Below are 18,912 nucleotides of genomic sequence, written 5' to 3' on the forward strand. Positions count from 1 at the left end.
ATATAACACTACAAAGGGTAGACTTAAAGCTACCCTTTTTTATAAACAAAAAAATATTTCTCCGGACAACAGTGAATTTATTTCAGCATCTTTCCGACAATAACTGACCCTGAAATGAATTCAGGGTGACGCCTTCTATATATTCCAATAATTAATATCTTTAAGAAAAATAAGTCCACCATCATTGAGACACAAAAATAACCATGAAAATCCTATATATCCTCCCCTTAGCGATGATGCTAAGCTGCTGTTCATCAGTAAAAAACCAAAATAATGCTACTTCTGGCAAGTTGGATACCCAACTATTAAAAGATGTTGAGGTCTTATCGTCAGATGCTTATCAGGGTAGAAAAACCGGAACAAAGGGTGCTGAAATGGCCAGGGCATACATTATAGAAAGATTTCAGAAATTGGGCTTAAAATCTTATCCTCAGCATGTAAACTACGCGCAGGAGTTTACCTTCAATGGAAGAGGCAATGCAAAAATAAATGGCACCAACATCATCGGCTACATTCCGGGCAAAGGAACCAATGTAATTGTAGTTTCGGCACATTACGACCATCTGGGAGTGATCAAAGACGAAGTGTATAACGGTGCTGATGACAATGCATCTGGAACCGCAGGCCTATTAAAAATTGCCGCCTATTTTGCAAAGAACAAACCCAACAATACCATTATTTTCGCAGCTTTCGATGCGGAAGAACTAGGTTTGCAAGGAGCAAAAGCATTTGTAGGTAATCCACCAGTGCCTATTAATACTATCGCTATTGATTTGAACATGGATATGATTAGCCATAGTGATAAAGGCGAACTATATGTATGCGGAACTTTTAAATATCCTGATTTAAAGAAGTACGTAGATACGACTAAAACCAATATCAAATTACTTTTCGGACACGACGATCCAAAACAAGGTCATGATGATTGGACCAATCAGAGCGACCAAGGTGCATTTAATGCTAAAAATATCCCATTCTTATATTTTGGTGTAGAAGATCACAAAGATTACCACAAAGCCAGCGACGAATATGCTACCATTAACAAGCAATTTTTCAGTAATGCTGCAAGTGCGGTATTAGATGTTGTAAAAAGTATCGACAAACAAACAGGTTTACAACAGCTGTTAAAGGATAAAATGATTATGATGGATAATCCAAGAAAGTTGGAAAAGTTTTAACTAGCAATTCGAAAGAATCTAAACCTGCCCTACCAGGCAGGTTTTTTTATGCGCTATAAATTTTTAGATAAAGGCATATATCCCCTTTAGACATTTTGACAAAGTATTGAATAGTGTTATCTTTATGCTATGAGACAGAAGAAACGTAAAGCGGAAAGAGTTTATGAAGATGACCCTGAGGGTGAAATATTATTGCCAACACGCAAGACTAAAGAAATAGCTGAAAGCCATTTATTAGAAGCAAAGGGTAAAGTTGTAAAAGGCCCTCATGGATTAAGGGATGTTGGAGGTAATGAAGATGGTAAGGCTTTGTTTGATTACGTGCTTAATGGTATGTCTAAGCCAGAGAATAAGAAGTAATTATAGTTATTGATTGTTCTCTATGTAATCAGTTATTCTAACTACTAATGAGCCGAACATATCAACATCTTTAAACCTGTGGTTATATCTGAATACTGCTTCATCAACATACTTTTGCAAGTGCTGTTCTGATACATGTATATGTGTTCCGAATACCATTCTCTTTAATTGGCTAAAGAAGCCCTCTACAGTATTGGTAGATATTGAACCATGCCTGTATTGTTCGGATGCATGCTTGATAACACCATGATTGTTATATCCTAATTTCTTTAGGTTGGTGTATAGAGGAAATTCGTCTGTAGATATTTGACTGTCCTTTTCAACGTTAGCTTCAATATAAGGATGTGTTATTTTCATTTTGATGTCATCCATAACCTTAGCCCTTACCATTCCCATCCGCTCAACCATAGCGAATACAGGCTTTTTGTTTAAAGCGCCTCTACCAACTTCAACACCATTCTTTTTGCCTGTCGATACATATGTTTCATCTATTTCAACGTGTCCTTTGAGTTTAGGAGGGTTTGGGTATTCAGTCATTAATTTCCTTATCTGTGTAGTCATTTTATGCGCTGTCTTATATGTTACACCAATAGCCCTTTGTACCTCTTTAGAAGCTACGCCATTGCGTGTTGTAGTCATTAAGTACATAACATAAAACCAATAGTTTAAAGGCGTTCTTGTCTTCTCAAATGGAGTTTTAGCGCATGGATAAATTTGATGGTAACATAGCCTACATTGATAAGATCTACGTGTTACTACACGCCTAAATTCTGTTTCGTTGCCGCATGATTCACAAGTACGTTTTTTATCCCCAAATCGTAGCTTAAATACCTTATCAAGGCATGCAGCATCATTTGGGTAATCTTTCAGAAATTCAGCTAATGTATATTTCATGGCGGTAAGCTTGCTAATGTCAAATATTATTCCTTACCTTTGAGATAAGAAAAAAGTGGAGACCGAGGGAGTTGCACCCTTGAGTTGTGGATGGAAAGCCTTACTCATGCTACTAATATCGATCCCCTTTTGATTGTCTTAAAGCCTTATAGCTGTCCTCGTAAAACGTGCTATAAGGCTTTTTTTATTTATATCAGTTCAAATTTTTGTTCTCTTCCTTTTCCTATTCTTCTTGTTCTTCCTTTATCTACATTGCTAGTTAAAGCATGAGATATTAATCTTACTACTTTCTCCCTATCCAAATTAGATTCTTTGCTCATGACATAGTCTACTACCTCGCTTGTACTCATTGGCATATTGCTAGTTTTTAAAATGTATTTGGTTTTTTCCCACCATGAAATTGAAGCATCATATTCATTGATTATTTGCTCCTTTGATGCTAAAGAAGGTATTGTAGGGGCTGTGTTTGAATCAGATAAGAACTTTAATAGTTCATTTTTTTCATCCTGCAAAGACTTAATAAGTGCCTCTATCTTTTCTAACCTTTCGTTTATTGCTGGTATTAAGAATTTTTTATCCATAACGTCCTCGTATTGTTATAGGACAAATATAGAGGTAATTTATAATATTCCAAAATTTCTCCTAATTATTTTTAGGAGACATAGGAGATTGATTATAGAAAGGAGTTATTTATCTTTTATAAACGCTTCGTAAGACTTTACAACGGCTAACAATATGATTGCCTCAATATCGGGCTTAGTAAACCTTACATCATCTTCAAACTCTGATAAGAAATCATTTGATATACTATCAGCTAATTCGGTTAGTTTCTTTGACATAATTAGTCTCTTGTTATATTAATGAAATTGCCTAAAATACCTAAGTAATATTCTTTTTTGGTATAATCTCCATATCTATCTTTTGCTTTTTTATAGTAAACAGAGAATATTAATCCATTAAAGTTTTTTACTATTCTGCCATTAGGATTGTCAAGATGTGATTTAAGGGCTGTAGCAGATGGGTTTGTGAATAACAACAATAATATTATTCCACCTAAAATATAGTGCTTAGTGGTAAGTTTTTTATCTGACATAACTATTCTATTTCTTTTACTAATTCATATACTTGTTTTTCGGTCATTCCTGTTTCATTCATTATATCCCTCACCTGCATTTTTTCTTTTGTTGAGCTGTATAGTACAAATGCTAGTAATAACGCCATTATAGCCATTACGGTAGCTACTATGCCTGTAGAAATGCTACTGACATCTACATATATCCCGTAAATAAATATACTTGCACATATAGCGCAAGTTATGCCTGTAGTCCACAAAGCAAATGCTTTATAAGGGCATATCTTAACTATCTGCTTGATAACCATCTTTGATAAATTTAAGAGTACATAATACATTATCCGTATTATAGCAAACCCAAAGGCTATGAGTAAAACCCAAAATATAAACCCATTCATCCAAGATTTAATATCTATAAGCTTTTCTAGTATCCAAAAACAGAATAGATCTAAAAGGTAGAATAACCCGAATATGACACATGTGTTAATAGCTACGTATATTAACGACCGCAATAATTTGACTAATAATTGCATTTGTAAGAGCGCCTTGCAGTCCCTATAGGCTTCTAAAATAAAGAAGCGTGGAACTGTAGTCTCATTCGCTCTTAAGGCTCTGGAAAAGCCATGCAACAAATAAAGTTCAGTCCACACGCTTGTAGCATGAGGCATTGAAACTCTATTCTTGTTGCACTTGTTAAATTTTCCAGATTTTAAGAGCAAGAATAAAAGCTAACGCTTCTGTTTTAAATATGATTAATTATAGTATTCTATGTGGTATTATATAATTATTTAATGTAAACGTATTGATTTCAACAAAAATATCAAATAACATTCATTTAAACGCATATTTTATCATAAAATAAACGCAAGTGTCTAAAGGGGATATATGCCTTAGATAAAAAATATCTATCTGTATATCAGATAATTAAAAACAAAACTATAAAAATAGTTTGTAAACTATTTTTATAGTAGTAACTTCAATTAACCAAACTATAAAAGTAGTTGCTATGATAAAAGAACTCACAAAAGCAGAAGAACAGATTATGCTCATCCTTTGGGAAATTGGCGAAGCCTTAGTAAAAGACGTTATCGAAAAAATGAACGATCCCAAACCCGCTTACAACACGGTTTCGACCGTAATCAGGGTTTTAGAAACTAAAGGTTTTGTTGACCATAAAGCCATCGGCAATACACATATTTACTTCCCTATTATAAAAGAAACTGATTATAAACGTTTTGCGTTCGACAAGGTAATGAACAATTACTTCGAAAACTCCTACGAGAGCCTGGTTTCTTTCCTGGTGAAAGAAAAAAGTATGAGTACTGAAGAGCTCAATGAAATCATCCAATTGGCAGAGAAACTTAAAAAAGATAAATGATGAACTGGTTATATTATTTACTCGAAGCAAACCTGTATCTTATCCTATTTTATGGGTTTTATAGATTATTCCTCTACAAGGAAACCTTTTACGGCCTGAACAGATATTATCTGATTTTCAGCTCAATGCTGGCTTTCATAATTCCATTTTTTCAGCTGGGATATTTAAAGAAGGAGGTAGTAACGGACTATACCGGATTTATTCAAGTTCAAGAACAGGCACCATTGTTCAATATAGAAAGCATCTGTTTACTACTGTATTCCGTAGTCTCATTATTTTTTATCTTAAAAATAGTTTGGGGATTGCGCTATATCAAAAGATTGATAAAAAATGCAACTAAAAGTAAAGAAAACGGTATTACGTTAATTGAGGTCGAGAACTCAAAAATGGCTTTTTCATTCTTTAATTTATTGTTTATTGATCCTGCTATGAGTCAAAGAAACACCATCGTAAAGCACGAAATGGTCCACATTAACCAGATGCACAGCCTTGATATTCTTTTATTCGAGCTGATAAAAATCTCGAGCTGGTTCAATCCAATCACTTACTTCATCAAAGATGACATCAAACTCATCCACGAATATTTAGCCGATGAGGAAACGACACAAAAAGATATCGCTAAATATGAGTATGCACTATTTTTAATCCAAAATTCTTATGGAAATCAAGAAGTTATCCTTACCAATCAATTTTTTAATTCATCAATACTAAAAAATAGAATAAGTATGTTAAACCAAAAAAAATCGGCAAAATGGGCCAGGCTCAAATTGTTATTTATCATTCCACTAGTTGGATCTATGCTGTGCTTATCTACTACAGCATTTACAAAAGACTATAATACCATCCAATTAGGGCAAAAAAAGGAAAGCTTAACCATTGTTCTTCAGGACACTACTAAGAAAAAGTCTGATAAAAAGAGATTACCCCCACCACCACCAAAGGAACCATATACAGCAAAAGCCAAAAAAGTTACGGAAATAACGATAAATGAACCCATTATTAAAAAAGACGACAAAAGGACACCTCCGCCACCACCCGTAGAACCCGGCTCCTTAAAAGTGAAAAAGCTTAGTGTACCAAAGGTGGATCAAGTTCGTTTTGCTCCTCCTATTGCTAAAAAAGATGGAAAAAAGTTGACCCCACCTGTTGTGAGGAAAGATAAAAAGACATTGCCACCACCACCGCCCATTGAGCCAAAACCAGAAAAAAAAGCGAATGAAAATGAGCCAACTACGGTTAATTTTGTTCCAGCTACAGAGACTAAGGTAATCAAGCGGGATCACACGTTATCCTCAGATCAAAAAAATATTAAAGAGGTAACGGTGAAGGGATATGCTACCACTTCAAATGTAAAAAAGAAAGGTAATGTAAGCACAATCAGGATAACGCCTGTTAAAGAAATCACAATTACAGGTTATCCAAAAAAGCAATAACTATTGCGGTACGTAAACCACGTATTTGGTCTCAAAAAAATCTTCCTCAAAATAAGCTGAAAGCGGATATAATTCTGCTTTCAGTTTTGATTCTTTAATCTCTTCTGCCAAATCGCCGCCTTTTAAATACAAAATCCCATTTGGAATGGCATTTAAAGAATCTTTTTTAAATTTCCCTTGTATCCATGGGTAAAATTCGCCTAAACGGGTTACCGCTCTTGAAACTACAAAATTAAATTTCTCTTTAATCTGTTCGGCCCTTAAATGTTCAGCCCTTAAATTTTCCAAACCTAATGCCGAAGCCACTTCTTTTACCACTTTAATCTTTTTTCCAATAGAATCGACCAGATAAAATTCCGTTTCGGGGAACAAAATCGCCAATGGAATGCCCGGAAAACCGCCACCCGTACCTACATCTAAAACCGATTCGCCGGCTTTAAAAGTACATACTTTAGCTATCCCCAACGAGTGCAATACATGGCGCTCATATAACTCTTCAATATCCTTTCTCGAAATTACATTAATCTGTGCATTCCAAAAGCTATATAAATCAAACAATTGCGAGAATTGAGCAATTTGTTTTTCACTTAAGTCAGGAAAATATTTTAAAACGATATCGGGTTTTACATCAAGCATATTGTAATTACTAAAGGATTATTTGAATTATTTCCAGCTTACTTTTTTCTTTCCAAATAAGGCTAAAAATCCGTTCAGGGTTAAAAACAGAAACAAAAGTATATCTAAAATCGGGAACCACCAACGTAAATCGCTATAGTTTAAGCGTTTCAGCAATTTTGGATAGATAAAAGACCTGATGATGATGCTTAATCCAAGGATTCCTAAGGCAACATATTGCGCCTCACGACTAAAAAACATACATGCTGCAAAGAACGCATAAAACAAAAACTGAAAAACAATCTGAAGGCTTAAAATAAATTTATGTTTTGATTTATAGAATTTCCCGGCTCCAAAATGACGCTTTTTCTGCCTCAGGTAACCGCTCCAAGTATTATTAGGTTCACTCCAAACATGGCTATCACGATGTAGGCGGATCTCTGTATTGTATTTATTAGCGTGTGCATTTACAAATAAATCATCATCTCCTGATGGGATATGCATGTGCGCTGCAAAGCCTTTATTTTTAAAAAATAGTGATTTTTTATACGCCATATTACGTCCAACACCCATGTACGGCATACCTTTTAATGCAAAAGACAAGTAATTTACAGCAGTAAAAAAGGTTTCGAAACGGATTAGTGCATTCAGCAGGCTTCTTTTCTTTATATAGGGCGAGTAGCCCAGAACAATTTCCGTATTTTCATCAACGGGTTGTTGCATATCCATTAACCAATGCTCGGAAGCCGGTCTACAATCTGCATCAGTAAAAACCAGCCAATCATATTTAGCAGCTTTTATGCCCATAGTTACAGCGAATTTCTTACCTGCTATAAATTTATCGTTATCTAAAATCTTAACTACCTTTAGGTTACGATGTTTCTTCTCTAACTGTTCTAAAAACTCTTCTGTACCATCCCAAGAGCGATCATTAACCACCACAATTTCGAACTCCGGATAATTTTGGCTTAGTAATACAGGCAGATACTGCTCTAAATTTACAATTTCGTTTCGCGCACAAACAATTACACTTAGTGGTTTTTGTGCCGACAGCGGAATTTCTTCGATGCCTACATTGGCCAATTTCAAATGGACTAAAAGTACATAGTAAAGCTGAACCAAAAGGCAAAAAGCCAATATCGAGAGCAGAATAATTTCAAGCAGGGTTAATATCACGATGGTAAAATAAATAGGCGCAAATTTCTCATTTTTAATCTGTAAATCACTTTTATGTGGATAAAAAATTAAACAAAAATATGCCCTCAATTTTTGCTATTTTTGGCAGATTTTCGATGAGAAAAAACACATATGAACCGTCTGCCATCAAAATAGCGATTAGTTTTAATAAAACGTATTTTGAAGGTGGTAAGCTCCATCTTACAATTGGAGAAAAATAAATAGAAACAGATGAAATTTAGTTTACAGGCTAACGATCCACTATCTAAAGCCAGAGCTGGAACAGTAACAACTGCTCATGGCGAAATACAAACCCCTATTTTTATGCCTGTGGGCACTGCCGGAACGGTAAAAGCCGTACACCAGCGCGAACTTAAAGACGATATTGATGCTAAAATCATTCTAGGCAATACTTATCATTTATATTTGAGACCGGGATTAGACATCCTCGAAAAGGCAGGTGGATTACATAAATTTATTGGTTGGGACCGCCCGATTTTAACAGATAGCGGTGGTTACCAGGTATACTCCTTAAGTAAAGTCCGTAAGATTAAGGAAGAAGGTGTTACTTTTCACTCACACATTGATGGGTCGAAACACCTTTTTACACCAGAATATGCGATGGATATCCAGCGCACTATTGGTGCCGATATCATCATGGCATTTGACGAGTGCACGCCATACCCTTGCGACTATACTTATGCGGCACAATCTATTAAAATGACACACCGCTGGTTAAAACGCTGTTGTGCCCGTTTTGACAGTACTGAACCTAAATACGGCTTTGATCAAACCCTCTTTCCTATTGTTCAAGGCTCGGTGTATAAAGATTTACGTATAAAATCTGCAGAATTTATTGCCAGTATGAACCGTGAGGGCAATGCTATTGGCGGTTTATCTGTTGGCGAACCAGCCGAGGAGATGTATGCCATGACAGAAGTGGTATGCAATATATTGCCAGAAGAAAAACCGCGTTATTTAATGGGTGTTGGCACTCCGATCAATATTTTGGAGAATATTGCACTGGGTATAGACATGTTCGATTGTGTAATGCCAACCAGAAATGCCAGAAACGGTATGCTTTTTACCAGAAATGGCATTATAAATATCAGAAACAAAAAATGGGAGAACGATTTTTCCCCATTGGATGCGGAGAGCGATCTTCATGCTGATTTAGTAACCAGTAAAGCATATTTAAGACATTTAGTGCATAGTAAGGAGATGCTTGGCGCTCAAATTGCTACCTTACATAACCTGCATTTCTATCTTTGGCTGGTAAAACAGGCTAGGGAAAAAATTATTGCTGGTGAATTTTACGAGTGGAAAAACAAAATGGTTAAAGTATTAGGCAATAAACTATAAAATGAATCTGTTAAAAGGAAGAATCAAAATCATCGATCAGTATATTATCGGGAAATATCTGGGTACATTTATTTATACCCTGGCCATTTTTGTGATCATTATTGTTGTGTTCGACCTATCTGAAAAGATGGATGATTTTATGAAAAGCGGCTTGAGTTTTTGGGGAATCCTCTCTAAATATTATGCAGGTTCCATTCCTTTCTACGTGAATATGCTTTCTCCACTGATCAATTTTATTGCGGTAATTTTCTTTACGGCTAAAATGGCCGATCAGACGGAGATTGTACCAATTTTAAGTGGTGGCGTAAGTTTTAACCGCTTTTTATTTCCCTACCTGGTGTCTGCTACGATTATTTTCTCAGCCAACTTACTTTCAAACCTATACATCCTCCCTTATACCAATACCTTAAAAAACAGATTCGAGAATACGTATGTAAAACGCAATGATCCTTCCACAAAATCAAACATCCATATGAAACTGGATGATAAAACCTATATCTACATTGATAATTTCGATAACAAAACGAATTCAGGATATCGGTTTTCTTTGGATAATTTCAGTGGAGATGTGCTCACCAAAAAGATCGTTGCAGAAAATATAAAATGGGATTCACTTAAACGAAAGTGGCAGTTGAACAACTACTCCATCCGCAAGATCGATGGCCTGAAAGAAACCATGATTTACGGTAACGGAAAGCAAAAAGATACCATTCTGGATATGCGTCCGGATGATTTTTCGGCATATGATAATGTGGTGCAAAATTTAACCACGAAGGAACTTTCTGATAAGATCAGGAAAGAAAAAATCCGCGGAACAGGAGTAATGAACGATCTTCAGTTTGAAAAATACAAACGTTACCTCCACCCACTTTCTGCCTTTGTATTAACGCTTATTGGCGTTGCGCTATCGTCGCGTAAAGTACGCGGAGGCGTTGGTGTATCGTTAGGTATCGGAATCTTCATTAGCTTCGCTTATATCGTATTTAATCAGTTCACACAGATGTTTTCTACCAAAGGTGGATTACCTCCTTTTGCGGCCGTTATAATGCCTACATTATTCTTTGGCTTATTAGGTTTTTACCTATTAAGAAAAGCACCAAAATAGCGATGGACGTTACCAAAAAGAATTTACTCGTCCTTCATCTTACTGTATTTGTTTGGGGCTTTACAGGCGTGCTCGGCAAATTAATTTCTATCGATGCAGTCCCCATGGTTTGGTACCGGGTGTTGATTGCCGCAGCTACACTTTTAATGTGGTTTTTAATCAGCAAAAAGAACATTAAGATTAGTAAAAAACAGTTCATCCAATTCTTTTTAACAGGAGGAATTGTAGCCATTCACTGGATATTTTTCTTTCATGCCATTAAAGTTTCTACTGTTTCAGTAACCTTGGTTTGCCTCTCTTCCTTTACTTTATTTACCGCAATTTTAGAACCCTTAATTAAAAAACAGCCAATACAAATGGGCGATATTCTCATTGGTTTGTTAATCATTCTGGGCATATATATGATCTTTAAATTCGAAGGACAATACACTTTAGGGATTATTTTTGGTTTGCTAGCAGCGGTTGCATCGAGTCTTTTTTCGACCATAAATTCTACTTTGGTGCAAAAAAGCGAACCTTCTATCATCAGTTTTTACGAGCTTGTTGGTGCGCTTTTCTGGATCACTTTATACCGTTTATATGACGGAACACTCCTGCATACAGCGTTCAACTTAAGTACCAAAAACTGGTTCTTTCTCACGCTCCTCGGCACACTTTGTACATCCGTTGCTTACGTTGCAGGTGTTGCAGTAATGAGAACTTTATCGGCTTTTAGGGTCGCATTAATTACCAATCTAGAACCTGTATACGGAATAGTTTTAGCCTTCGTTTTCTTTCAAAGCAAAGAGCAGATGACAGGTGGATTTTATATTGGCGCAACCATTATCCTGGCCTCTATTTTTCTCTATCCCATCTACAAAAAGAGAAAGAATCAACTGTAGATACAAACGATATAAATTTAAAAATTTCATTAAATCATATCAACTTAACAGCAGCTTCAGCCGCACTTATTTTTTATTGATAACGATGCTCAATACTCAGATTCCTTCCATTAAATTCCTTAATAAAGGTTAAGCAAAAGTGCAATAAGGAAGCTTATTGAAGCTGGTCGTCACTACGCTTACTTAACATCACAAAAGCCGCTAGTTCGCCTTATGCAGAGATGCAAAAATCAAATAATTAAAAGCAGCGAATAACCGACCAAAACATCAAAAATTTAATGTTTTAGATACGACATATGATTAAACTCCTTCAAACCATCAGAACAAAAACGACAGTGGCAAGCAAGAATAACTACAGCTTAAACAGTGCAATCTTTCCAGAAGTGAAAGATCAAAAACAATCATTGATCATAATCATGTACACCACCACGAGGATAGCATTGTTCATGCTAAAACATAGCTAAATCGAGATGAATCTCCTTTCAAAATCATTGAACTGAATTAATATATTTTGAGATAAAATTTAAGCATCAACAAGCGGAAGCAATCATCAATTTAAACTCTTATTTCAAGACCATATTTAGGATAAAAAAAAATGAAAATTTTAAATATAAAAACGGATCAAGATAGTAGCTATTCCAAAGCCAAAATAGCAGTATAATTACAAGTTTTTTATCGGTCTATTATTATATTGATTTTACAAAAAATGGGCCTATAAAAAAAGGCGAAAATAAAAGACAAAAACCAACAAAATTCAGCACAAAAACTGGATAGTTAAAATGATCATAAACCGTAATAAAAAGTTAATTTTAATCAACAAAAACGGAACAAAAACTACAAGGAAAAAGAGTCAAAATTTGCACTCAAAATTGACACCGGATGTAAGGTATATTCTAGTTAAATTCTATATAACCCTAAATTACCAAATCATAAGTAAACCAGATTGAATTGTCTAAACTATTCTAGTCTCCGGTTCAGAATAGTTTTCAAGCACAATAAAAATCTGGTAACCGAACGCAAAAAGACGAGGTATTCTACGGTTAATTATCATAAAAATATTGGTAAAAATTACAGTTGAAAACTTAATTTTCGGCTTGCCTTTTGTCGTTTGTGTGAGAAAAAGCCATCTATTTAGCGTTTCAATAAAACAAAGTCTAAAAGAGCAAAAAACCTCGTTTAAACACTAACAGACACACTTTTAGCACAAAAAATAAAAATTCCTTTAAAACACTCCAAAAACACCATTACACACGAATATCATCAGGAAACTGCATTATAAGATCAAATTATTGCAGATTTTAGGATTTAAAAGAGCTAAAAAACATACAATTTCGGTCTTCGAGATCAAATTTTAAGCAAGAAAATGAGGCCAAAAATTGTAATTAAATGCACAATTTAGGCTAACCGAACTGGTATTTCGTATGTGTAATATTTATCAAAATCAGGCAAAAGATGCGAAAAGCAATAGGCAACGTCTAAAAAAAAGCTTAAGTAGTCGACAAAAAAATAACGACATTTTGTCACATAAATCTAATTTCAAATATTCACAGGAATTTTAAGCAACCTATTTATGCTATACATTTTGCTTTAAAGTATTACAAACAGCGTGCAATTCTGCAGTAGATTTCAGCATGCTTAAAGTGAATTTTAAAGCAGATGATCCCAACTGAAATCCCGACAATCTTCCCAGGATTTAAAGCTCAAAAGAATTTGTAATAATTACAAAAATCCAAACGCATTTTAAGCTATTAACTAAGCTTGACTGAATTTTTAAAAATTATACAAAAATTTAAAAAGGCAATAAAATTTTTAAAGAAAATCGATTAATAAGTGTAAATTAAATCAATAAAGCTAATGTGCTCAAAAATATTGATCGAAGCCTAAATCAGCTACAAAATTCAATAAAAAACAAAGGCAAAATCAACAATTAAAGAATTTACATAAATTTATTTAATATTTAAAAATCAATAAGTTAATTACTTTTATATAAATTAAATATTTACAAAAATTAACAATTGCAAATTTTAAAAAACTAAATATTTTAGCAAATAATTTAGATGAATTCAAATAAATCAAACAAAAAACTAATTATCAAGTATTTAAGTGTAATTACTTTAAGTTTTACATCACTATCGGTTTTCGGGCAGATTTTCAGCACTGCACAAAACCCACTTAGTGTAAAATGGAACTATATTTATTCAGGTGGCTTTAAAATCATCTATCCGCAAGAACTGGAGAAAGAAGCCCAAAGAATGGCTAATACCCTCCCCTTTATCTACCCCAAAATTGGGCTCGGTTTAAGGCAGCAAAAAACCGTTATCCCACTCCTACTCCAGAACCGCGGAACCGTAGCAAACGGCTTTGTTCAGCTTGCACCTAAGAAGTCTGAATTCTATGCAACCCCACCTCAGTTTTTCGACAGTCAGGATTGGCTAAACAACCTGGCTGTGCACGAGCTGAGGCACGTCGCCCAATTTGACAAATTGACAGGAACGCAAGCACACCCCTTTCCTGAACTGGTTTACTTCGCATACTTTGGTGCAGGCATACCTATCTGGTTTTTCGAGGGCGACGCAGTGGTTAATGAAACTGCCCTGACTAATTCGGGCAGAGGCAGACAGCCCAATTGGATTATGCCATACCGGACTTCAATTTTGGAAGGTAAAAAAATCTCTTACAGCAAAGCCTATTTCGGCTCGAATAAAGATGTAACTCCCGGCTACTACCAAACCGGATATTTAATGGTATCGGATATGAAAGAAAAATATGGACAGTTCATTTCCGACAGCATACTTAGCGACATTAGAAAAAGACCCATAAGGCCGTACCCCTTTTCGCAGAGCTTAAAAAAATTTACGAAACAAAATTCCAGAACCTATTTTCTTTCTACCCAAAACAAGCTTGCTGAAAAATGGAAAATACAGGACGAAAAGTCTATCACAGAAAGTTATGAAAGCTTAAATAAAAAAACCGACTTGGCAACTGATTATTTTCTTCCTGTACGGCTAAATGAAACCCAGGTGTTAGCACTGAAAGAAAGCAAAACAGATACACGATATTTTGTGATTATTAACGAGGATAAATCGGAACAAAAATTATTCGGAATTGGTTACCAGGAACAGCCGTGGTTTAGTTTAAAAAATGACCTTCTGGTTTGGGATGAAATCCGCTATGATCCGAGATATAAACAGCGGAGTTATAGCGTAATCTGCTCGTACAATTTAAAGACCAAAAAATTCAATAAATTAAGTAGTAAAAGTAGACTTTTCTCGCCTAGCCTTTCTAATGATGGAAAGAAAATTATTGCAGCCAAAGTTGAACTCAATAACCAGTTCAACCTGGTGATGCTGGATGCAAGTTCGGGAAAAATCACAAAGACTTACCCTAACCTTGAAAACGAAATTTTGCAGACACCTTCCTTTGATGAATCAGGAAATAAAATTACCTATATCAGCGTAAGTGAGAAAGGAAAAAGTTTATGGCTGATAGATGGAGAAAAAAAATCGGTGTTGATTTCGAACAGCAGGCAACAGCTAAGCCGACCGATTTTCATTAACAACAAAATTGTTTTCAATGCGCAATTTAATGGGATCGATAATATCTACACTATAGATCCTGATTCGAAAAAAATAAATGCACTCAGTGCTTCCAGATACGGAGCCTTTAACCCTACTGGAAGCGTTAATGGAAAAATCATTTTCAACAATTATAAAATCAATGGTTACGAAATAGCCGAGGCTACATTAACCGAAAAACCAGTTGGTGAAAACAACTTTATCGATTTCTCAGCAGCAGCAGAAAAGCAGGAAAATGTAGGGAATGTTTTCGACAAGATTCCAGACAGCACCTACCAAACAAAACGCTATCATCAGGCCCTAAGTCTTTTCAGTTTCCACAGCATTATCCCTGTCATCGACAACGAATATGTTTTCGGTCTGGAGTTGCAATCAAACAACTTGCTTAACACGATGGACTTTTATACCGGCGCAAAATACCACCGCGATTTAAAACGTTTTGAGTACACAGCAGATATTAGCTATAAGGCACTTTATCCTGTATTTAGTGTATTGTATCGCAACCGCCCGAAAAGAACGTTCTACAGGGCTAAAAATACGACACAACAAGGCGATTGGAGGGAGAACTATATCAAACTTAATGCATCGGTTCCGCTTTCGTTTAACATGCGCAATGAGAATTATGTTTTTACGCTAAATGCAGCAACCAGTTTTACGCAAAGATACCTGCCAGAAAATATGCCTACCGGTTTTATACGCGAGCTTAAATTTCCGATGGAATATAATTTCACTTTCAACCACAATGTGCGCACCACAGAAAGAGATATTGCACCCAAGTGGGCACAAGTGTTTAGGCTAACTTACAATCACCAACCTTTTGACAAGAATTTAAAAGGAGAAATTTTAGCACTCGAAAGCTTTCTATACTTTCCAGGCTTTGCAAAAAACCATTCATTTTTAGCTAGCTTCAATTACCAAAAAGCAAGTGGGGTAAATCAGTACGCAACCGAGATTGCAACCGTTTACGGATACAACAATATTTTGGCGAAAAGTAAATTACAAAATAGTCTGCTTTTCAATTATCGTTTCCCATTTGCTTTTCCCGATTGGGAGTTGGGCCCTCTCGCTTACGTTAGAAACTTTAGGGCAGGTTTATTTTGCCATTATGAGAACATTGGAAAAGGCACAACCTTTAACGATCCGAAAACTTATGGAGTAGAATTAAACACCAGTGTAAACCTTTTGCGCTATCAACCTGTTGTAGATTTAGGAGCAAGATTGGTTTTTGTTAATCAGATTTACAATCAAAATCCGATATTAGAGTTTTCATTTAATTATAGCTTTTAAAACCATGAGTGCAAAAACAATTTCGATCATTATCCTAACTGCATTGCTAACCATTTTTTTAATGGTGAATACGGAACCTGTTGATTTCGATTTTCTGGTTGCCACCGTTCCAGTTTCTAAACTTTTGGTTATCGGTATCTGCATCATCATCGGTTTTATCATCGGCTTTGTTGTGGGCCGACCAAGAAAAACGGTTAGCAGTTATGATGATGAGATCGAAAGGAACAAACCCGCTTCGAATAAAAAAGAATTGAGTGATGAGGACAGGGATTATATCAGCTAAATCCTAAAACGCAGTGAGCAGTGCCTCACATACCATTAAGATTATTTTTCTTGCGTAAAACTACACTTAATGAGATCCGCTTAAAGTGTTTTGAAAAGCAAGTCCTCTAGCGCTATTAATTGACAGTCGGGCTTTACGCTAAATCTTTTAAAATGCAATTGTCATGCTGAGGTACGAAGCATCTGTCTCCGATGAAACAGATGCTTCGTACCTCAGCATGACAGTGAGACGGAAGCTGGTGCTAATTTTAAAAGGATATCGCTACAATCCCGTTTAGGTGGATTGGCTACTGCTCCTATTTAAGCATCCATAGCAAAGCCCATAAAATATTTTATTTCACTAATTGATTGCCGACATAATTTCTCCGTAAAGCAAACCGCTGCCCCCGCCATAATGCTGGATAATTTTCAAGCCGGGTTTAATCCCTGTCAGTTTTGCTCTTAATACTTTTTCACATTCAGCATCAATTCCGTTTCCAAGCAGAACAAGATCAATATGCTGTTCTTTACAAAGGGAAATTGCCTCATTATCTGAGCATACGCAGATACCTTTCCACTCTGGCCTTGCATTTAACAAACGGTTCATCACTGTGGTGATTTCAGTATCCCTTCCAATATAAAGTATGGTAGTTTGCATAGTTATAAGTTAAAAAAACATCAAAAAACAAATCGCCATTCCGACTGATGTGCCGATTTTCACCGGCGAGAAAAACTTGGTCTCTACTCCAGGTTTTCTCCTCCGAAGAAATTCCTTTGAAACACTTCGGTCGAAATGGCGATTCTTTTAAATTAATTCAGTTCCATCGGAACATCCATCAGTAAAACTTCTGCTCCAGCAGTATTGGCTTTAAAACTGATGCTATCTGTATCCCAAATACCTAAACCATCTCTTTTGCCCAACACTTGTCCGTTTATGGTTACCTCTCCATTGATTACGAAAGCATAAACACCGTTTCCAGCTTTTTTGATTTTATATTCAGTTTCAAAGCCTTCATCAAACTCACCTAACGAAAACCAGGCATCCTGGTGAATCCATACACCAGCATCATCAGTGTTTGGCGATAAAATCTGCTGAAAATTATTATGCCTTGCCGCAACATCCAGTGTTTGCTGATCATAACGTGGGGTAACGTTTTTCTTGTTCGGAAACAACCAGATCTGCAATAAATTTAATTGCTCATCTGCATTAGCATTAAACTCGCTATGGCTAACACCTGTTCCGGCACTCATTACCTGGATTTCTCCATTTTTAATTACAGCCGAATTACCCATACTATCTTTGTGTGCAATTGCACCAGCCAAAGGAATGGTAATAATTTCCATATTATCATGTGGATGCGAACCAAAGCCCATTCCACCATCAATACTGTCGTCATTTAAAACCCTTAAAACTCCGAAGTGCATCCTTTCTGGATTGTAATAATTAGCAAAACTGAATGAATGGTGTGCATCTAACCAACCATGATTAGCGTGACCGCGGGTGTTTTCTTTGTGCAAAATAAACTGTGACATAAATTTCCTTTCTTATTTATAATACAAATTTACAGCAGCGATGTTTAACAGCCGTTGATGTAAGATAAGAAAAGAAGTCGGAAGCCCGGAGTCCCAAGTCTTGAGTAGATTACCGATGCCTGGCAAGCACCGAATCGCTATTAAGCTCCCTCAAGGCATCCAAAGCCACCCAATTTGCTTTTTTATTGTTTAGCGCAAGGATATTGTTTGCGGTTTCGATGGCATGCTCATGCAGGAAAGCATTTCGTTTACCAATCTGTCTCAGTGCCCAATTGATGGCCTTTTTAACAAAATTCCGGTTATCATAAGCCTCCTTTTCAATAAGTGGAAGAAAACTTAAAAAAGTTTCGTTTGGTTCTTTTTTAAGATGTACTGCTGCCTCGGCCATCAACACAAAACCGGTACGTTTCACAAATTCTGCTTTGGCCTGGGCAAACTCAAAAACCTTTGACTTAAAATAAGGCGTTTTAACAAAAAGATTCCCACAAGCCTGATCACATATATCCCAAGAGTTAAAATCTTTCGCCCACGCACTTATTTGCGCTTCTGCGACTTCTTTATAATCACCAATAAAGGTTGCTAAAAGTCGGGCTTCATGAAATCCCGTTTCCCAAAGCAATAAAGACAGTTCCTGGTTTTTACCGATCTGTTTAGCCAGCTTACGGATATTTGGCACACGAATACCAAAAGCTTTGGAAATATCGATCCCAAAATGGGCCATTTTTTTTAAATACTCAGGCTCACTGATAGATTCTAACTCGGAAAGAATAAAAGCGATGTCGGTCATGATACACTATAAAAA

General features: G+C 35.9%; 19 protein-coding genes. 9 read left to right on the plus strand and 10 right to left on the minus strand.

Going from position 1 to position 18,912, the window contains the following annotated elements:
- Window positions 1-203: 203 nt before the first annotated feature.
- Both HDC90_RS23035 and HDC90_RS23040 read left to right on the plus strand, forming a co-directional pair.
- Window positions 204-1,178, plus strand: coding sequence for a M28 family peptidase (locus HDC90_RS23035; protein WP_184470663.1), 975 nt, complete (start codon window positions 204-206; stop codon window positions 1,176-1,178).
- A 129-nt stretch (window positions 1,179-1,307) separates the two neighbouring features.
- Entirely contained in the window at window positions 1,308-1,538 is a 231-nt protein-coding gene (locus tag HDC90_RS23040; RefSeq protein WP_184470665.1) for a hypothetical protein, read from the plus strand.
- Between the two features lie 6 nt (window positions 1,539-1,544).
- On the opposite strand, the gene HDC90_RS23045 is transcribed toward HDC90_RS23040, so the two are convergent.
- From HDC90_RS23045 to HDC90_RS23065, 5 genes are all read right to left on the minus strand, one after another.
- Window positions 1,545-2,432, minus strand: coding sequence for an IS1595 family transposase (locus HDC90_RS23045; protein ID WP_184470667.1), 888 nt, complete (start codon window positions 2,430-2,432; stop codon window positions 1,545-1,547).
- Window positions 2,433-2,620: 188 nt separating this feature from the next.
- Window positions 2,621-3,013, minus strand: coding sequence for a hypothetical protein (locus HDC90_RS23050; protein WP_184470669.1), 393 nt, complete (start codon window positions 3,011-3,013; stop codon window positions 2,621-2,623).
- Between the two features lie 105 nt (window positions 3,014-3,118).
- Window positions 3,119-3,271: a hypothetical protein gene (locus tag HDC90_RS23055; RefSeq protein WP_184470671.1), complete on the minus strand. Its 153-nt coding sequence runs from the start codon at window positions 3,269-3,271 to the stop codon at window positions 3,119-3,121.
- 2 nt (window positions 3,272-3,273) lie between these two features.
- Window positions 3,274-3,525 carry a hypothetical protein gene (locus tag HDC90_RS23060; protein ID WP_184470673.1) on the minus strand — a complete coding sequence of 84 codons (252 nt, stop codon included), beginning with the start codon at window positions 3,523-3,525 and terminating at the stop codon, window positions 3,274-3,276.
- A 2-nt stretch (window positions 3,526-3,527) separates the two neighbouring features.
- The gene (locus HDC90_RS23065) at window positions 3,528-3,902 is read right to left on the minus strand and encodes a hypothetical protein (protein ID WP_184470675.1); all 375 of its coding nucleotides are present in this window, start codon (window positions 3,900-3,902) and stop codon (window positions 3,528-3,530) included.
- 608 nt (window positions 3,903-4,510) lie between these two features.
- Between HDC90_RS23065 and HDC90_RS23070 the strand changes: the two genes are divergently transcribed.
- On the plus strand, window positions 4,511-4,882 hold the full coding sequence (locus HDC90_RS23070) for a BlaI/MecI/CopY family transcriptional regulator (RefSeq protein ID WP_184470677.1): 372 nt from the start codon (window positions 4,511-4,513) through the stop codon (window positions 4,880-4,882).
- A gap of 320 nt (window positions 4,883-5,202) precedes the next feature.
- A complete protein-coding gene (locus tag HDC90_RS23075; RefSeq protein WP_184470679.1) occupies window positions 5,203-6,315 on the plus strand; it encodes a M56 family metallopeptidase in 1,113 nt (370 codons plus the stop codon).
- Here HDC90_RS23075 and rsmG read toward each other — a convergent pair whose 3' ends face one another.
- Together rsmG and HDC90_RS23085 are read right to left on the minus strand one after the other, a co-directional pair.
- Window positions 6,316-6,951, minus strand: coding sequence for a 16S rRNA (guanine(527)-N(7))-methyltransferase RsmG (gene rsmG, locus HDC90_RS23080; RefSeq protein WP_184470681.1), 636 nt, complete (start codon window positions 6,949-6,951; stop codon window positions 6,316-6,318). It abuts the gene before it with no gap.
- A 27-nt stretch (window positions 6,952-6,978) separates the two neighbouring features.
- Window positions 6,979-8,196 carry a glycosyltransferase gene (locus HDC90_RS23085; RefSeq protein ID WP_370576666.1) on the minus strand — a complete coding sequence of 406 codons (1,218 nt, stop codon included), beginning with the start codon at window positions 8,194-8,196 and terminating at the stop codon, window positions 6,979-6,981.
- 141 nt (window positions 8,197-8,337) lie between these two features.
- Between HDC90_RS23085 and tgt the strand changes: the two genes are divergently transcribed.
- The 5 genes from tgt to HDC90_RS23110 all read left to right on the plus strand — a co-directional run bounded on the left by tgt (window position 8,338) and on the right by HDC90_RS23110 (window position 16,599).
- Window positions 8,338-9,468 carry a tRNA guanosine(34) transglycosylase Tgt gene (tgt, locus tag HDC90_RS23090; RefSeq protein WP_184470683.1) on the plus strand — a complete coding sequence of 377 codons (1,131 nt, stop codon included), beginning with the start codon at window positions 8,338-8,340 and terminating at the stop codon, window positions 9,466-9,468.
- Between the two features lies 1 nt (window position 9,469).
- The gene (locus HDC90_RS23095) at window positions 9,470-10,573 is read left to right on the plus strand and encodes an LptF/LptG family permease (protein WP_184470685.1); all 1,104 of its coding nucleotides are present in this window, start codon (window positions 9,470-9,472) and stop codon (window positions 10,571-10,573) included.
- A gap of 2 nt (window positions 10,574-10,575) precedes the next feature.
- On the plus strand, window positions 10,576-11,454 hold the full coding sequence (locus tag HDC90_RS23100) for a DMT family transporter (protein ID WP_184470687.1): 879 nt from the start codon (window positions 10,576-10,578) through the stop codon (window positions 11,452-11,454).
- A 2,057-nt stretch (window positions 11,455-13,511) separates the two neighbouring features.
- Entirely contained in the window at window positions 13,512-16,316 is a 2,805-nt protein-coding gene (locus HDC90_RS23105) for a hypothetical protein (RefSeq protein WP_184470689.1), read from the plus strand.
- 4 nt (window positions 16,317-16,320) lie between these two features.
- Complete coding sequence (locus tag HDC90_RS23110; RefSeq protein WP_184470691.1) at window positions 16,321-16,599, plus strand: lipopolysaccharide assembly protein LapA domain-containing protein; 279 nt, start codon at window positions 16,321-16,323, stop codon at window positions 16,597-16,599.
- A gap of 339 nt (window positions 16,600-16,938) precedes the next feature.
- On the opposite strand, the gene HDC90_RS23115 is transcribed toward HDC90_RS23110, so the two are convergent.
- From HDC90_RS23115 to HDC90_RS23125, 3 genes are all read right to left on the minus strand, one after another.
- Window positions 16,939-17,235, minus strand: a complete 297-nt coding sequence (locus HDC90_RS23115) for a hypothetical protein (protein ID WP_184470693.1) — start codon at window positions 17,233-17,235, stop codon at window positions 16,939-16,941.
- Between the two features lie 152 nt (window positions 17,236-17,387).
- Entirely contained in the window at window positions 17,388-18,110 is a 723-nt protein-coding gene (locus HDC90_RS23120; protein ID WP_184470695.1) for a pirin family protein, read from the minus strand.
- A gap of 109 nt (window positions 18,111-18,219) precedes the next feature.
- Window positions 18,220-18,897, minus strand: coding sequence for a DNA alkylation repair protein (locus HDC90_RS23125; RefSeq protein WP_184470697.1), 678 nt, complete (start codon window positions 18,895-18,897; stop codon window positions 18,220-18,222).
- Between the last annotated feature and the right edge of the window lie 15 nt (window positions 18,898-18,912).

The sequence above is a fragment of the Pedobacter sp. AK013 genome, assembly GCF_014205835.1.
Lineage (GTDB): Bacteria > Bacteroidota > Bacteroidia > Sphingobacteriales > Sphingobacteriaceae > Pedobacter.

Bases quoted from the DNA above. Each gene is read 5' to 3' on its own strand.
- HDC90_RS23035 (WP_184470663.1), top strand. From the start codon at position 204: ATGAAAATCCTATATATCCTCCCCTTAGCGATGATGCTAAGCTGCTGT.
- HDC90_RS23040 (WP_184470665.1), top strand. From the start codon at position 1,308: ATGAGACAGAAGAAACGTAAAGCGGAAAGAGTTTATGAAGATGACCCT.
- HDC90_RS23045 (WP_184470667.1), bottom strand. From the start codon at position 2,432: ATGAAATATACATTAGCTGAATTTCTGAAAGATTACCCAAATGATGCT.
- HDC90_RS23050 (WP_184470669.1), bottom strand. From the start codon at position 3,013: ATGGATAAAAAATTCTTAATACCAGCAATAAACGAAAGGTTAGAAAAG.
- HDC90_RS23055 (WP_184470671.1), bottom strand. From the start codon at position 3,271: ATGTCAAAGAAACTAACCGAATTAGCTGATAGTATATCAAATGATTTC.
- HDC90_RS23060 (WP_184470673.1), bottom strand. From the start codon at position 3,525: ATGTCAGATAAAAAACTTACCACTAAGCACTATATTTTAGGTGGAATA.
- HDC90_RS23065 (WP_184470675.1), bottom strand. From the start codon at position 3,902: ATGAATGGGTTTATATTTTGGGTTTTACTCATAGCCTTTGGGTTTGCT.
- HDC90_RS23070 (WP_184470677.1), top strand. From the start codon at position 4,511: ATGATAAAAGAACTCACAAAAGCAGAAGAACAGATTATGCTCATCCTT.
- rsmG (WP_184470681.1), bottom strand. From the start codon at position 6,951: ATGCTTGATGTAAAACCCGATATCGTTTTAAAATATTTTCCTGACTTA.
- tgt (WP_184470683.1), top strand. From the start codon at position 8,338: ATGAAATTTAGTTTACAGGCTAACGATCCACTATCTAAAGCCAGAGCT.
- HDC90_RS23095 (WP_184470685.1), top strand. From the start codon at position 9,470: ATGAATCTGTTAAAAGGAAGAATCAAAATCATCGATCAGTATATTATC.
- HDC90_RS23100 (WP_184470687.1), top strand. From the start codon at position 10,576: ATGGACGTTACCAAAAAGAATTTACTCGTCCTTCATCTTACTGTATTT.
- HDC90_RS23105 (WP_184470689.1), top strand. From the start codon at position 13,512: ATGAATTCAAATAAATCAAACAAAAAACTAATTATCAAGTATTTAAGT.
- HDC90_RS23110 (WP_184470691.1), top strand. From the start codon at position 16,321: ATGAGTGCAAAAACAATTTCGATCATTATCCTAACTGCATTGCTAACC.
- HDC90_RS23115 (WP_184470693.1), bottom strand. From the start codon at position 17,235: ATGCAAACTACCATACTTTATATTGGAAGGGATACTGAAATCACCACA.
- HDC90_RS23120 (WP_184470695.1), bottom strand. From the start codon at position 18,110: ATGTCACAGTTTATTTTGCACAAAGAAAACACCCGCGGTCACGCTAAT.
- HDC90_RS23125 (WP_184470697.1), bottom strand. From the start codon at position 18,897: ATGACCGACATCGCTTTTATTCTTTCCGAGTTAGAATCTATCAGTGAG.